11 protein-coding genes are annotated in these 15,077 nt (G+C 64.8%); 10 read left to right on the top strand and 1 reads right to left on the bottom strand.

Annotation, left to right across the window (positions count from 1 at the left end):
* The coding region (locus MH112_RS11430; protein ID WP_296567862.1) for a methyl-accepting chemotaxis protein at positions 1–1,367 on the bottom strand (1,367 nt) is incomplete at its 3' end.
* 374 nt (positions 1,368–1,741) lie between these two features.
* On the opposite strand from MH112_RS11430, the gene MH112_RS11435 reads away from it, so the two are divergent.
* The 10 genes from MH112_RS11435 (at position 1,742) to gspD (ending at position 15,076) form a co-directional block, all read left to right on the top strand.
* A complete protein-coding gene (locus MH112_RS11435; RefSeq protein ID WP_296567863.1) occupies positions 1,742–2,341 on the top strand; it encodes a response regulator in 600 nt (199 codons plus the stop codon).
* The gene (locus MH112_RS11440; protein WP_296567865.1) at positions 2,338–2,814 is read left to right on the top strand and encodes a hypothetical protein; all 477 of its coding nucleotides are present in this window, start codon (positions 2,338–2,340) and stop codon (positions 2,812–2,814) included. The genes MH112_RS11435 and MH112_RS11440 overlap by 4 nt, the downstream gene beginning before the upstream one ends.
* A 254-nt stretch (positions 2,815–3,068) precedes the next feature.
* Positions 3,069–4,667 carry an FAD-dependent oxidoreductase gene (locus MH112_RS11445; RefSeq protein ID WP_296567867.1) on the top strand — a complete coding sequence of 533 codons (1,599 nt, stop codon included), beginning with the start codon at positions 3,069–3,071 and terminating at the stop codon, positions 4,665–4,667.
* Between the two features lie 81 nt (positions 4,668–4,748).
* Complete coding sequence (locus MH112_RS11450) at positions 4,749–5,237, top strand: RidA family protein (RefSeq protein ID WP_296567869.1); 489 nt, start codon at positions 4,749–4,751, stop codon at positions 5,235–5,237.
* Between the two features lie 102 nt (positions 5,238–5,339).
* A complete protein-coding gene (locus MH112_RS11455) occupies positions 5,340–6,596 on the top strand; it encodes an SLC13 family permease (RefSeq protein ID WP_296567871.1) in 1,257 nt (418 codons plus the stop codon).
* 210 nt (positions 6,597–6,806) lie between these two features.
* A complete protein-coding gene (locus MH112_RS11460; RefSeq protein ID WP_296567874.1) occupies positions 6,807–7,610 on the top strand; it encodes an ion channel in 804 nt (267 codons plus the stop codon).
* Positions 7,611–7,927: 317 nt separating this feature from the next.
* A complete protein-coding gene (locus MH112_RS11465) occupies positions 7,928–9,415 on the top strand; it encodes a hypothetical protein (RefSeq protein ID WP_296567876.1) in 1,488 nt (495 codons plus the stop codon).
* A gap of 78 nt (positions 9,416–9,493) precedes the next feature.
* On the top strand, positions 9,494–12,085 hold the full coding sequence (locus MH112_RS11470; protein WP_296567877.1) for a TonB-dependent receptor: 2,592 nt from the start codon (positions 9,494–9,496) through the stop codon (positions 12,083–12,085).
* 178 nt (positions 12,086–12,263) lie between these two features.
* Positions 12,264–13,076, top strand: coding sequence for a type II secretion system protein N (locus MH112_RS11475; protein WP_296567879.1), 813 nt, complete (start codon positions 12,264–12,266; stop codon positions 13,074–13,076).
* Entirely contained in the window at positions 13,073–15,076 is a 2,004-nt protein-coding gene (gene gspD, locus MH112_RS11480) for a type II secretion system secretin GspD (RefSeq protein WP_296567881.1), read from the top strand. The genes MH112_RS11475 and gspD overlap by 4 nt, the downstream gene beginning before the upstream one ends.
* Position 15,077: the final 1 nt, after the last annotated feature.

The following is a 15,077-nucleotide window of genomic DNA, read 5'->3' on the forward strand; positions in this document are numbered from 1 at the left end:
TTGGTCTGGAAGGCGATCTCGTCGATCACGCCGATGATCTGGGTGATCTGCTCTGAAGACTTCTCGATCTGGCTCATGGCCTGGACCGCGTCGCCCACCACATGGCCGGTCTTCTCGGCGTCCCCACGGGAGGTGGCGACCACAGCAGAGGCCTGCTTGGCACCCTCGGCGGACTTGCGGACCGTGGCGGTGATTTCGTCCAGGGCCGCAGCGGTTTCTTCCAGGCTGGCGGCCTGCTGTTCGGTGCGCCGCGACAGATCATCGGCGGCCTGGCTGATCTCACCGGCACCTGAGCGCATGGCCCGAACGTTGGTGGCCACCACCGTCATGGCCTCCTGCAGCTGGTTGATCGCCGCATTGAAGTCGTCGCGCAGCTTTACGTAGTCGCCCGGGAAGGGCTCGGTGATGCGGAAGGTCAGGTCGCCGCGGGCCAGGTGATCGAGGCCAGACGCGAGGCCGGCGACAACCTTGGCCTGCTCCTGGGCGATGGCGGCGCGCTCGGCCTCGTTACGGGCGCGCTCGGCTTCGGTCACGCGGCGCTGCTCGTCGGTCTGGCTTTCCAGCCGGGTCTTCTCAATGGCGGCTTCTTTGAACACCTGAACGGCATCGGCCATCTCGCCGACTTCATCCTTGCGGCCGCGGGCGGGCACCTCGACGGAGGCGTCGCCCTCCGCCAGGCGGCGCATGGCGGTGGTCATGGCGCTGATCGGCGCACCGATCATCCGGGCCAGCAGCCAGCCGATGGCGATGGCGGCGAGGGTGGCCAGCAGCAGGGCGCCGGCAATCAGCAGGGTGGTCTGCTGGTTGATCGCGGCCAGCCGCGCCTTCAGGTCCTCGGTCTCTTTGGTTTCATAGGTGAAGACGCCTTCCAGGGGCTCTTCAACCTTGGCCATCAGGCCGTCAGCTATGCCGCCCGACCCGATGAGGTCGGTGGCGTCCTGATAGGTCATGGGGTTGCTGGCCAGGGCGGCGCCGCCGTCGACAATCTGTACGAACCAGTCATTGGCCGCGGCCTCGGCGGCATCGACCAGCGCCACCTGCTCGGTGTTGTCGCCCAGCTGGGTACGAAGCGTACCGATCGCCTTGCCAAAGTTCGCCCGATGAGCGGCCGCCCGCTCAAGATAATAGGGATCAAGGGTGATCAGGTAGCCGCGGAAGCTGTTCTCCTGGCGCGACAAGAGAAAGTTGGCCTGGGCAATCGACGCCAAGGCGTCCTGGGCTTCGGAGTAATCACTCCGCGCCTTCGTCAGCTGGCCCATGTTGTAAAACGTGATCCCACCCGTGGCGACGATCACCAGCACCATCAAGGTGAAGCCCGCCGCCAGCTTTCGAGAAATTTTCCAGTCGTTCAACGACACGTCAGCCATCCCAGTCTTCATTTGCGCCGCAAGCGGTCGCCGCCCAATGCGTTGGCTTCAGAGAGATGCGCTCAGGGTGTTAACCTTGAGCCCGTCCCATTAACTCTGCTTCGACATCAGGGTTTAGCGTTGAAGAAAGAGTTACTCCCTGCGGCCCGAGTGTCTGTTCGACGACGACAAAGGCTTGTAATTCAGGGAAATTATCCAAGTGCGACATTCTATCGCGCCTAGACATGCGGCATGCGAGGGATCGCCCGGCGATGGCGTTGGAGCGCGGCGAAAGTCTTTTTTAAGGGCTAGATGTGTTTGTCTAAGGCCAGGGCAGTGTTGGCCCTGCCTTGCGGCCACGTTCGTTGCCGACGGGTTTCCCACTGGAGCGCCGTATGGCCCTCGAACCCACATCCAAGGGCCGCTTCAATCTGGAGAAGGCCTCCATTCTCATGCTGGAGACCAACGGCATGGGCATGGACATTCTTGTTCAGATTGTCACCGGACTGGGCGCAAAGGCGCTTCACCGTTGCCAGACGGTGGACGAAGCGCGCGACACGGTTAAGCGCAATACCATCGACCTGGTGATCGCCGACGCGCTCACACCATCTGGCGAAGGCTATGAGTTTGTATCCTGGCTGCGTCGGGAGGGCGGAGAGCCCAACTGCTTTGCGCCGGTGGTGGTCACCGCCGCTCATACCCCTGTGACGATGGTGCAGAATGCCCGCGACTGCGGTGCCCATTACATTGTCAAGAAGCCCCTGACCCCGGTGGTCATGCTGGAACGCATTCTCTGGATTGCCCGGGAAAGTCGGCCCTTCATCGAGTGTGATGTCTATGTCGGCCCAGAGCGGCGCCACAAGAACGAAGGCCCGCCCAATGGGGTGCCCCGTCGGCGTGACGACCTTCCTCCGGAAGTTGGCGATGCCCAAGAACCGAACCTGAGCCAGGATCAGGTCGACAATCTGTTCTCCTCCCGAAAGGTGACCCTGTGAGCGCGGTACGCATCCATCGTCCGAAGTACGCCCTGGCCACCATGTTGCGAAAACCTGGGGGAACCACCGTCGCCCAGGCTGTCGAGCAGGCCACCGCCAATCTTGAGGGGTTGCAGGAAGCCGGTAGCGCACAGCTTGATGCCGGTCTGGCGCAAATGGATGCCCTGTTCGCACGTTATGGTGACACCTTCGATCGTGACCTCGTCGCAGAGCATTACGGGGTGGCTGTGAACCTGATCGGTCTGCCCAGCCTGTGTGGTCTGGACGCCCTGGAAAATGCGGCGCACAGCCTTTGTGACCTGCTGGATCGGCTCGGAACCACCGGGCGTTGGGACCGGGATGGCGTTCGGGTGCATATCCAGGCCCTTCGCCTTTTGCGGAACCTGCCGCCAGGGACAGACGCCGTGGCTGAGCCTGTCCTGGATGGCCTGCGCAAGGTCCGGGAACGCCACGCGATCCAGTCCTCAAACTGAGGCGCTAGCGTCTCAGAGCGGCAGTCGCACCAGGCCGCCCCTGCCGGGCGGGCCATAGGCATCACGGTCGCTGCCAAAGGGCACCGACCAGAGGGTGCAGCACCCTAGGGCAAGCTGCGGAAAATCCGGGCGGGGGTTGAGGCAGGACGCCTGCAATCCGCGCGCTTGGGGTGGACTGTGGCCACACAAGGCTCCTTACCTTGCCAGGTCCGCAAACCCGGTCGCTCTAAGACAGGTACGGTGTCTTGGGGGGCATGACCATGGGTGTCAGTCGCAGGCTCTTTCTGCATCACCTGGGGGCGGTTGGCGGGTTGGGTGCGGCCTATGGTGCCATGACGGCCCTTGGCTTGAACGCGGCGGCCGCCGCCACTCCGCCGACCCTGTCCCCGCAACTGGGCCAGGGTCGCAAGGTGGTGATCCTAGGCGCCGGGATCGCAGGCCTGGTGTCGGCCTACGAACTGGAGCGGGCCGGCTTTGAGGTCACGGTTCTGGAGGGGCGCAGTCGCCTGGGCGGCCGCAACTGGACCCTGCGTGGCGGCGACAAGGTGGAGATGGTGGGCGAGGCTGACCAGACGGTGGCCTTTGAGAAGGACGTCTATCTCAATGCCGGTCCCGCCCGTATTCCCAGCCATCACGAGGGCCTGCTCGGCTATTGCCGCCGGCTCGGCGTACCCCTCGAAGTGGAGATCAATGTCAGCCGCAGCGCGCTGATCTGGGGGGAGGGCGCGCACGGGGGTAAGCCGATCCAGATGCGCCAGGGGATCAACGACACCCGGGGCCATGTCTCGGAGCTGCTGGCCAAGGCCATCAACAAGGGGGCCCTGGATGGGGAGCTGACCCTGGAGGACAAGGAAAAGCTGCTGCCCTTTCTACGGGCCTACGGCGACCTGTCAGAGGACATGAGTTTCCAGGGCACCGAGCGCTCGGGCTTCCTTCAGGCACCTGGTGCCGCCGACCAGTTCAGCCAGCGCCGCCCGCCTGTGCCCTTGCGCGATCTGCTGGCCAATCCGCAGATCCGCGCCACGGTGTTTGAAGACAACATCAATATGCAGGCGACCATGTTCCAGCCTGCGGGGGGCATGGATCAGATCGTGGCGGGCTTTGAACGGGCCATCACCAGCCCGGTGATCCGCAACGCCCGAGTCAGCGCCATCGCCCGATCCGGGGCTGGGGTACAGGTGGCCTTTGAACAGGGGGGTGTCCGCCGCACGGTGAGCGCCGACTACGCGATCATCACCATTCCCCTGGCCATTTTGGCGGGGATCGAGAACGACTTCTCGCCGGCGGTGAAAACCGCCGTGGCCAGCGTTCCCAATGCGTTTTCCAACAAGATTGGCTTCGAATCCCCGCGTTTCTGGGAAAAGTCACAGATCTACGGGGGGATTTCCTGGGTCGGTGGCGACACCTCGCTGATCTGGTATCCGAGCAATGGGCTCCATACCGAGCGGGGTATGCTGTTGGCCTGCTACGGGGCCGGGCCGAGGGCCGAGGGCTTTGCGGCCTTACCGCTGGAGGCTCAGATCGCCGAAGCCCGGGCTGCGGTGGGCCGGGTTCACCCTGGTCATGAGGCCGACCTGACCAAGCCGGTGGTGGTCAACTGGAGCAAGATCCCGTTCAGTCTTGGGCCCTGGCCCAACTGGGGGGGACAGGCGGGCCAGGAGGGGCACATGGATATGCCCGCCTATCGCCTGCTCAACCAGCCCGACGGGCCCTTCCATTTCACCGGCGGTCATCTCAGCCAGATGCCTGGCTGGCAGGAAGGGGCCGTTCTGTCGGCGCACCGGACGATCAAGACCCTCGCCGCCCAGGTCCAGGCCGCCGCCCTTGCATCGACCCGCGCCGCAGCGTCCTAGATCATGCATCTAGGTTTGGATCGCGCTTTTGTCTTCGCCACACCTACCTCTGAAAACCTTCACAAGACTAAGGAAACGCCCATGCGCCGTCTTGCCCTGGCCACCCTTTTGGCGGCGCTTGCCGCCACCCCCGCCGCTGCGGAGATCAAGCGCGTAGGCCCCGAAACCTCGCCCATTTCCAGCGCCGTGGTGGTGCCTGCCGGCTATGACATGATCTATGTCAGCGGCATCGTCCCCCCGGTGATCAATCCCGATGCGCCAGCCGGGACCCCGCGTGAGTTCGGCGACACCAAGACCCAGACCATCGGCGTCATCGAACGCATCAAGGCGATCCTGGAATCACAAGGTGCCAGCCTGGGGGACGTGGTGATGATGCGGGTCCTGCTGGTGGGCGACCCGGCTCTTGGGGGCCAGATGGACTTTGCCGGCATGATGGAAGGCTATCGCCAGTTCTTTGCCAACGCCGAACAGCCCAACCGCCCAGCCCGCATCACCTCGCAGATCACCGGCTTGGTGGCCCCAGGCATGATGGTGGAGATTGAGGTCCAGGCGGCGGTAAAACCGAAGTAAGTCGGACTTCCCCCGAGGGCGGGGCACCTCTAGGCTTGCCCTTCGTCAGCGGTGCCGTCGGTTGGTGCTGCGACGGCCCCGCCCGTCCGGGAAAGGTCCATCTTGAGTTTTGAGCAACTTGCCACCTTGGCCGTCCTGGCCGCGGTCGTTCTCGCCCTTTTGAGCGACAAGGTGAGGGCCGATGTCGCCGCCATGGTGGCCGCGGCGACCCTGCTCGGCCTTGGGGTGGTGTCGCTCCAGGACCTGGGGCGCGGGTTGGCCAGCCCAGCCCTGGTGGCGCTGGCCTCCCTGTTCATAATCGCCCAGGCCTTGGCTGTGACGGGCGGCATGGGGGTGATCATCCGTGCTGCGGCCCGCATGACCGACAGGATCGGGGCGGCGTCGGCACCTGTGATCATCGCCCTGTGCGGCGGCCTCTCGGCCTTCCTCAACAACACGCCCCTTGTGATCCTGGCCGCGCCAATCATGCAGGATTCTGCCCGCCGCCTGGGTATCTCACCCAAACGCCTGCTGATCCCCCTGTCCTATGCCTCGATCATGGGGGGCGCGTGCACCCTGATCGGCACCTCCACCAATCTGCTGGTGGACGACATGGCTCAGCGTCAGCATCTGGCGCCGTTCACCCTGTTCGAGATCAGCGGGGTGGGGCTGTCGATCGCTGCGGTTGGTGCGGTCTATCTCGCCCTGGTCGCCCCGCGCCTGCTGCCGACCGATGAGGGACCAGATACGGGGGGCACCGGGACCCTGCCTGAAGCCCCGCCGCCCCTGCGGCTCGTCCCGGCGCTGGTCAGCGTGACGGTGTTCGCCTTCGTCCTGGGCGCGGCGGCAGGGGGGTTGCCCATCGCGGTGGTGGCCTTTGTTGGGGCGGTGGCGCTGCTGGCGTTCCAGGTGATGAAGCCGGAGGAGGCCTATTCGGGTCTGCGGCCGCAGGTTCTGTTGATGATCGGCGGCATGCTGGTGGTGGGGGAGGCCCTCGGGAAGACCGGTCTCGCATTCCAGGCCACCAATGCGGTGGCGGCCTGGACCCAGCCACTGGGGCCAATCGCCGCCCTGGCGATCATCTATGTGGCGACCTCGATCCTTACCGAGATCATGTCCAACGCCGCTGTGGCGGTGCTGATCACACCACTGGCCATCGGGCTGGCGGAAAATCTGGGGATCGATTCCCGCCCCTTCGTGGTCGCCGTGATGATGGCCGCCAGCGCCTCCTTCGCCACGCCCGTGGGATATCAGACCAACGCCATCGTCCATCAGGTGGGGGGCTACGCCTATATGGACTTCATACGGGTGGGCTTGCCGCTCAACGTCCTTTCGGCGCTCGTGGCTGTCTGGGTCATCCCGAAATTCTTCCCGTTCTAGAACCCTGCGCCGGGGCCAGGGCCACTCGCGTCTAGGCACTCCAAAGACACATCTCAGATGGGCGTCACCAGGTTTTGGGTTCACCTCGCCCTGCCAGGTCGGCTAAGGATGAAAGGTGAGCGATCGCGGCCTTTGCCTGGGGTGCCTGCGCGATGACGACTGGGGCGGAGCGGGGATAATGACCATCCACGACCTGGGCGCGACGGCGTCTTGACCTCTGAGCCCCATAAGCCCTCGCCTCGCCAGAGAGCCTTCTGGCGCCTGCGTGCGCAGTTGCGCGCGCTCTATCATGGGGACAGTCCCGGGGCGGTGCGTTTCCGGCTGGGCGTGATCGGCGTCGATCTGGTGCTGATCGGGTTTTTCATCGCCGCCCCGTTTCTCAGAGACACCTCGGCGTTTCTGCCTCTGGATCTGGCGGTGGCGGCTATTCTTGCTGCGGATATGACGGCCAGGGCCCTTGCGTGGCGCAGTCTGAAGTCCTGGATCACCCGACCGATCGTGATGGTCGATCTGTTCGTTCTTCTGACCCTGCTATTCCCCCACATCCTGATCAACCTGGCCTTCCTGCGCGTGCTGCGCATCTGGACCCTGTTCCACAGCGACTTCTTCTGGGAGACGGTGGGACATCGCTTCGACGACACCCGCTGGGAGGATGTGACCCGGGCGGCGGCCACCCTGGTGACCTTCCTGTTTGTGGCCACCGGCTTTGTCTACACCCTGTTCGTGGGCGAGGAGGGCGGTGTCAGCGGCTATGTCGATGCCCTCTATTTCACTGTGACGTCCCTGACCACGACCGGCTATGGCGACATCATCCTGCCGGGGATCACCGGACGGCTGGTGTCCATCGTGATCATGATCGCCGGTATCACCCTGTTCGTTCGGTTCGCGCAGGCGCTCTTTCGACCCTACAAGGTCCGTTTCGCCTGCCATGTGTGCGGTCTGATCCGGCATGAGCCTGACGCCGTCCACTGCAAGGCCTGCGGCGTCCTGCTGAACATTCCCAACGAGGATTGAAGCCTAAGCGCCCCGAAGTCGCCGTAGGGGGGGCTATATGAATCTGCGACTCCCCCACAAAATTTCACCCTGGGGGCAGGCCTGACGGCTCAGCGAACACCGCTCGATTTCAGACATTATTCCAACGATTACATAATTTTGACCCTCAGCGTGACCCAAAGGTCGCGCCGCCTCACTTACATGAAAGTGTCATGAATGCGTTCCCGACCTGTCACTTAGCCTACCTAGAAGGACGGTCGGGCAAGCGGGCGTTCAGACCTCACGGTGAGTTCTGAGGATAGCCGGCGGCTGCGCAATTCAACGCGACGGCGGAGAGCATGATGACCGGCACCACCACCCTCAGAAACCTGCTGATCACCTCGATCAGCGCCATGGCCCTGGCCGCCTGCGGCGGCGGCGCTGACAATGTGGCCTCGCCGGGCGTCGGCGCGTTCCCGCCGACCGCCCCGACCGCGCCGACGGCCCCGACCACGCCGACCACCCCCACCACGGGCACGGCCGCGGCGGATTGCCCCGCAGGCTTCACCAATGTGGGCATCATCCTGAACGGCACCCTGCGTAACTGCCAGCTGCCCTCCAAGATCGTCGGCAATGTGGTCGTTCCGGCCCGCGCCGGAACCATCTATTCCATCAGCGGCCGCACCGATGTGGGCGACGACCGCGGCGCTGACCCGAACGCGCCCATTGCCGGTGCCCAGGCGGGCGTCCTGACCATCGAGCCCGGCGTCCGGATCTTCGGTTCGGCCGGCCTGGACTACATCAACGTGCAGCGCGGCTCGCAGATCTTCGCTGAGGGCACTTCGACCCAGCCGATCATCTTCACCAGCCGCCAGAACATCGAAGGCACCACCGGTGCTGACTCCATCGGTCAGTGGGGCGGTCTCGTGATCTCCGGCCGCGCGCCCATCGCATCCTGCCCGGCCGGCACCACCCCGCCGAACGTCAACTGCGTGGCCACCTTTGAAGGCGGCGTGGCCCTCTATGGTGGCAACAGCCCGAACGACAATTCCGGCCGTTTGCGGTACGTCCAGGTCCGCTACGCCGGCTTTGAGCTGCAGCCGAACCGTGAGCTGAACGGTATCACCTTCAACGGCGTTGGCGCAGGCACCACCCTGGAGTTCATCCAGGTTCACAACGGTTCCGACGACGGCATCGAGTTCTTCGGCGGCACCGCCAACATGAAGCGCGTGGTTGTCACCGGGGCCGACGACGACAGCGTCGACACCGATGAAGGCTATCGCGGCGGTATCCAGTACCTGATCGTCATCCAGCGTCCCAATGGCGGCGACCGCGTCTTTGAAATGAGCTCGGTCGGCGTGCAGGCTTCGCTGAACTCCCAGCCGAAGATCGCCAACTACACTGTCATCGGCTCCACCCGGACCGGCGCGGGGGATGTGCAGATCCTGAACACCGGCACCGGCGGCCGCTTCATCAACGGCATCCACGTTTCGACCAACCCCTCCGTCGCCTGTCTCGACATTGACACCGCTTCCACCGTGGCTGCGGCCCCCCGTTGGGACTCGGTGGTCTTCTCCTGCGCCACCGCCTTCCGCAACGACAGCGACGTGGATGGGGCGGCCACCGCCACCCTGTTCAACGCCGGTACCAACAACAACTCGGCCTTCACCTCGAGCCTGGTGAGCCGGTTCATCAATGGTCCGAACGAAGCCGCTCGCGCGGCGGCCGACCCGAAGGCGGTCTACGCCTTCTTCGACACCACCAACTATATCGGTGCCGTCCGCGATGCGAACGACACCTGGTGGCAGGGCTGGACCTGCGGTCTGGCCAGCGGCAGCAGCTGCTGATCTGAGCCAAGGCGGGGCGGTCCTGAACAGGGCCGCCCCGATTTCTCCGCGTCCGTCGACAATCCGAGGCGAACCTCAATGAACACCCTGCTCCGCCCGCTTTCGGGCCTTCTTCTCTGCACCACCGCGCTGATGGCGCCGGCGGTGGTTTTCGCCCAGGCCGCTGACGGGCCGGAAGTTCAGGAACTGGTCGTCCGCGGTCGCTACATCCCCGAGGTGATGCGCGAGACCGCCGAGGTGGCCTCCATCGTCACGGCCGAGGACCTGGTGCGCCAGGGCGACGGAACGGCTGCCGAGGCGCTCACGCGCCTGACCGGCCTCAGTGTCGTCAGCGGTCGTTTTGTCTATGTGCGCGGCCTGGGTGAGCGTTACTCCTCGGCCCTGCTCAACGGATCGCCCCTGCCGAGCCCTGAGCCCCTGCAGCGGGTTGTGCCTCTGGATCTGTTCCCGAGCGGCATCCTGTCGAGCGTCAACGTTCAGAAGTCCTACTCGGTGAACTATCCTGGCGAGTTCGGCGGCGGCGTCATCGATCTGCGCACCATCGGCGTGCCGGATGCGCCCTTCGTCTCCATGAGCTTTGGCCTTGGGGTCAATGACGAGACTTCGCTGAAGCAGGGCCTGACCTATTACGGCGGCGACTACGACCTGACCGGTTTTGATGACAACACCCGTGAACTGCCCGGGTTGATCAGCCAGGCCATCGCCACCGGCAAGCGGATCGATCAGGCGAACTTTGACGCCAACACGCTCGTTCAAATGGGCCGCAGCTTCCAGAACGCCAACATCAGGCTGCTGCAGTCTACAGACGACATTCCGATCAATGGCAGCGGCGGCCTGTCGGCGGGAACCCGCTGGAATCAGGACTGGGGCTCGCTGGGCGTCGTGGTGGTCGGCGGATATGACCGCGGCTGGGACACCAAGCGTGCGATCCAGCAGGCTGGCGTGGTCAGCCTCGGGGGCCTGGCCCTGACCGAGAACCTGGTCTCCAACACCACTGAGATGGATGTGGAATGGCACGGCCTGGCCAGCGTCGCCCTCGACCTGGACGCCCACAAGTTCCAGTGGACGAACTTCTATGTCCGCAACGTCACCAAGGAAGCCCGCTCGGTGGAGGGTGAGAGCACCCTGTCGAGCAACTTCATCCGGGACGACTATACCGCCTGGTATGAGCGCGAGCTGTTCAACACCCAGCTGACTGGGGCCCATGAGTTTGGGGATCTGGAAATCGACTGGCGCGGCTCCTACGCCAACACCACCCGGGATGCGCCCTACGAGACTCAGATCCGCTACCGGCGTCTGCCCGACAACCGCTTTTATCATAACCCCCAGTCTGACGCGAATTTCCTGCGGTTCAGCAACCTGGAAGACACCACCTACGGGGCCGGTGTCGATGTTCGCTATCGCTGGGATAATCCGCTCATCGTCGATCTGACGGTCTCGGCCGGCTACGCGTTCTATGAGAACGAGCGCACCTCCGACAACCGGGTGTTCCGCTTCACCATGGACCAGACCCCGTCGCTGGCCTTCCAGCTGCAGCGGGTTGATTACCTCTATTCGAATTTCAACATCCGCACCGATGGCCTCTTCCTGCGGGAAGTGACCGGTTCGGAAGGCGCTGCGGCCTATGTGGCTGGTCTGACCACCAACGCCTTCTACATCCAAGGCGAAGGCGAGATCCTGCCCGCGGTCCGCGCCAGCCTCGGCCTGCGTTACGAGGATGGTGAGCAGTCGGTCCAGGCTCTGGACCTGTTCTCGGCCAACGATCCGGCACCCGTGCGGCTGGTGAACGAGTATGTGCTGCCCGCCGGCACCGTCACCTGGAATTTTGCTGACGATCAGCAGCTGCGGTTCGGCGTCTCCAAAACGATCGCCCGGCCGCAGTTCCGCGAACAGGCGCCGCAGCTCTACCTCGATCCGGAATCCGACCGGACCTTCATCGGCAACCCCTATCTGGTGGATAGCGAGCTGCTGAACATCGACCTGCGCTATGAGCGCTACTTCGACCGTGGCCAGTTCGCCACTGTCGGGGCCTTCTACAAGGACATCGACAAGCCCATCGAGTCGGTGGTCAACGAGACGGGCGGCGGTCTGCAGCAGACCTTCCTGAACGCCCCGCGGGCGATCCTCTACGGCCTCGAAGCCGAGTTCAAGAAGACCTTCGAGCCGCAGCTGGGGGTGGCCTTCGTCGACAATCAGCGCTGGCTGATCGGTGCCAACTACACCTGGACCAAGGCTGAGGTGCAGGCGAGCGCTGGGGATCGGGTGTTCCCGCTGACCGGTCTTGGCCAGCCTGCGCCCGCCGCCAACTTCGTGATCGACGGCAGCCGCCTGCAGGGCACATCCGAGCACATTGCTAACCTGCAGTTCGGCTTTGAGAGCCTGACCGGCGACACCCAGGCCACGATCCTGGCCAACTATGCCAGCGAGCGGACCACGGCTCGGGGCGGGTCTGGCGCTGCGGACTTCCTGCAGGAGCCCGGTGTCCAGCTGGATTTCACCTTCCGGCAGAAGTTCGAGCTCTGGGGCCCCGAGTTCACCTTCGGCTTCGAAGCCCGCAATCTGTTGGGTGAGGAGTTCGATGAATTCCAGGCCCAGGGCGGCGATAAGATCATCCTGAACCAGTACGAGCTGGGCCGTAGCTATTCGGTCAGCCTTTCGGCCAGCTTCTGAACCACAGGCGGGAGTGACCCAACGGTCGCTCCCGCCTGAACTTTCAGGCGGTGCTTGAAAGCGTCATCAAATCCCGACGCTGTCATGCATCTGTCATGGAAAGTTTACATGAAGACCCCGGCGGGTCTGGCCTTGAGAGGCTTTTCCCGCAGAGCCCTGGGACTTCGGAGACTTCCTCGTGAATCTAGCCGCCGTTCGTCGCGGCGTCCCCTTAAGCCCTCGCACCCTGGTGGGGCTGGCGGAGATGGCCCTTGTGGCGCTGCTCGCCTTGCAGGCGGGGCGGCTGCTCTGGCTTGTCGCAGCGCCGGCGACTGGGCCAGCCAGCCAGCCTGGTCCACCCGCGACGGTGCCTGCGGCTCAAACCGAAGTCCTCACGCGCTTCGACCCGTTCTTTCGCCTTGCCCAGTCCGACCCCGCCCTTAGCGCGGGTCCAGCTGGCGACCTCCACCTCTATGGTGTTCGCAGCGGCGGCGCTGCAGCCACGGCCATTCTTGGCCCCCCTGGTGGCGTTCAAACCCTTTACCGGATCGGCGAGCAGGGGCCTGACGGGATCACCTTGATCGAGGTGTCCCTGGACCATGTGGTGATCGCCCAGGGCGCGGCCCGCCGCCGGATCGGGTTCCCTGGTCCGGCAGGCCAAGGGGCCGTCACACCGCCTACCGCCCAAGCCGCGGCCCCGCAAACCCCGACTGAGGCCCCCCCGACCTTCACCGGCGCTCAGCTGATGGCCGCCCTGGCCTTGACCCCTCGCCTGCGGCTGGGACGGCCTGTGGGCTTTACTGTTTCGCCCCGGGGCGCTGCCGGCGCCGCTGTGCTCGCCCAGGCGGGGCTACAGCCCGGCGATGTGCTGCTGACCCTGGACGGATCCGAGCTTAACCGCGAGCGCCTCAGCGAACTGCCCCAGATCCTCGCCGCCGCCACCCATGTCGACCTCAGCTATGAGCGCGGCGGCCAGACCCTGACCACCCGACTGCGGATGTCTGCCCCGTGAAGAAGCTGATCGCTCTGTTCCTCGTGCTCAGTCTGGGCGTGGGCCTTGTCCCGGCGCCGATGGCCCTCGCCCAGTCCCAGGTGCTCAACCTGCAGGACGCTGATATCCGGGTGTTCATCCAGGACGTGGCCCAGGCCACCGGCCAGACCTTCATCATCGACCCCCGGGTGCAGGGTAAGGTCAGCATCAGCAGCCGCGAGCCCCTGTCGCGCAACGAGCTGTTCGAGGTGATGCTGTCGACCCTGCGGGCTAATGGCCTAGTGGCGGTGCCCGCCGGCTCTGGGGTTTACCGGATCACCCCTGAGGACGGGGCGGCGGCTCAGCCCTCCAGCCTCAGCGGCGCCGGGGGTTACGGGTTTTCGACCCAGGTCTTCCGGTTGCGGAATATCGATGCAGTCTCGGCGGCCGAAACCCTGAAGCCCCTGATCGGGCGACAGGGCGTGGTGATGCCCAGTCCCCGGGGCAATCTGCTCGTGGTGGCTGACTATGCCGATAACCTGGCCCGGATCCGCAACCTGTTGGCCCAGGTGGACCAGGATCGCACCCTCACCGAGACCATCACGCTCAAATCAAGCTCCGCCCGGGAGATCGCCGGGGTGGTCAATCAGGTGCTCAATCCCCCCGGTGCCGAGCCGGCCGCCCGCAACGCCATTGTCTCCCTGGTGGTGGTTGAAAGCAGCAATTCCCTGATCCTGCGTGGCGAGCCCGAGGCTGTGCGGCCTATGCTCGACCTGATCGCCGACCTGGATGGCCGGGCCGAAGCCAGTGGCGATGTGCGGGTGATCAACCTGCAACACGCCAGCGCCGAACAACTTCTACCTGTCCTGCAACAGCTGGTGGGTCAGACCCCCAATGCGCCGGAGGGCGAGACCGCCGCCGCCGCCGCTGCCGCACAACCTGGCCAGACCGCGACGGCGGGGGGCATGGGCCGACGGGCCAATATCGCCCGCTATCCAGGCGCGAATGCCATTGTCATCGCCGCCGACCCTGACACCCAGCGGGTACTGGGAGAGGTGATCCGGCAGCTGGACACCCGCCGCAGGCAGGTGCTGGTGGAGGCGGTGGTGGTGGAGCTCTCCGATAATGCCGCCCAGCAACTGGGGGTCCAGTTCGCCCTGGCCGGGATCAACGGCTCCAGCATTCCCTTCTCGGCCACCAACTATTCCAACGCCGCCCCCAACATCCTCGGCCTGGCCGCTGCAGCGGCCGGCGAGCGTAACCTGCCCGAGGACTCTTCGGCCCTGGCCGCCCTGCGTCAGGCCGCCCTTGAGTCTGTCCTGGGCGCCCGGGGCGTGATCACCGGCGGCTATGGCCAGAGCGGTGACGCCCTGTTTGGTTTCATCATCAATGCGGTGAAAAACGACACCGCGTCGAACCTGCTTTCGACGCCTTCGGTGATGACCCTGGATAACCAGGAGGCGAGCATCCTGGTGGGCCAGGAAATCCCCATCACCACCGGCGAGGTGCTGGGAGATTCCAACAACAATCCGTTCCGCACCATCCAGCGCCAGAATGTGGGTATCCAGCTGGACGTGAAGCCGCAGATCAACGCCGGCGGGGCCATCACCCTCTATCTGCGCCAGGAGGTTTCCTCGATCTCCGGGCCAGTGAGCGAGGCGTCCGGCGAGTTGATCCTGGACAAGCGGGCGATCGAGACCACCGTCGCCGTGGACGACGGTGCCATTGTCGTCCTCGGCGGCCTGCTGGACCGTAATGAGCGCAGCACGGTGGAGCGCACGCCTTTTCTGGGGGACATCCCGGGGCTGGGCAACCTGTTCAAGGCCACCTCCCGCCAGAACGTCCAGCGTAATCTGATGGTCTTCATCCGGCCGACCATCATCAACAGCGCCGCTGACGCCCAGGCCCTGACGGCGCCGCGATATGGCTATATCCGCGATCTGGAGGCCGCGCGCAGCGCTGATGGGTTCAGCAACCTCGACGCCCTGGTCCGCGACTATATGCAGGCCGCCCCGATCACTGCGCCAGCGCCGGGGCTCTAAA

Origin of the sequence: Phenylobacterium sp., from assembly GCF_022402485.1 — a bacterium.
GTDB lineage: Bacteria > Pseudomonadota > Alphaproteobacteria > Caulobacterales > Caulobacteraceae > Phenylobacterium.

Bases quoted from the DNA above. Each gene is read 5' to 3' on its own strand.
- MH112_RS11435 (WP_296567863.1), top strand. From the start codon at position 1,742: ATGGCCCTCGAACCCACATCCAAGGGCCGCTTCAATCTGGAGAAGGCC.
- MH112_RS11445 (WP_296567867.1), top strand. From the start codon at position 3,069: ATGACCATGGGTGTCAGTCGCAGGCTCTTTCTGCATCACCTGGGGGCG.
- MH112_RS11450 (WP_296567869.1), top strand. From the start codon at position 4,749: ATGCGCCGTCTTGCCCTGGCCACCCTTTTGGCGGCGCTTGCCGCCACC.
- MH112_RS11465 (WP_296567876.1), top strand. From the start codon at position 7,928: ATGATGACCGGCACCACCACCCTCAGAAACCTGCTGATCACCTCGATC.
- MH112_RS11470 (WP_296567877.1), top strand. From the start codon at position 9,494: ATGAACACCCTGCTCCGCCCGCTTTCGGGCCTTCTTCTCTGCACCACC.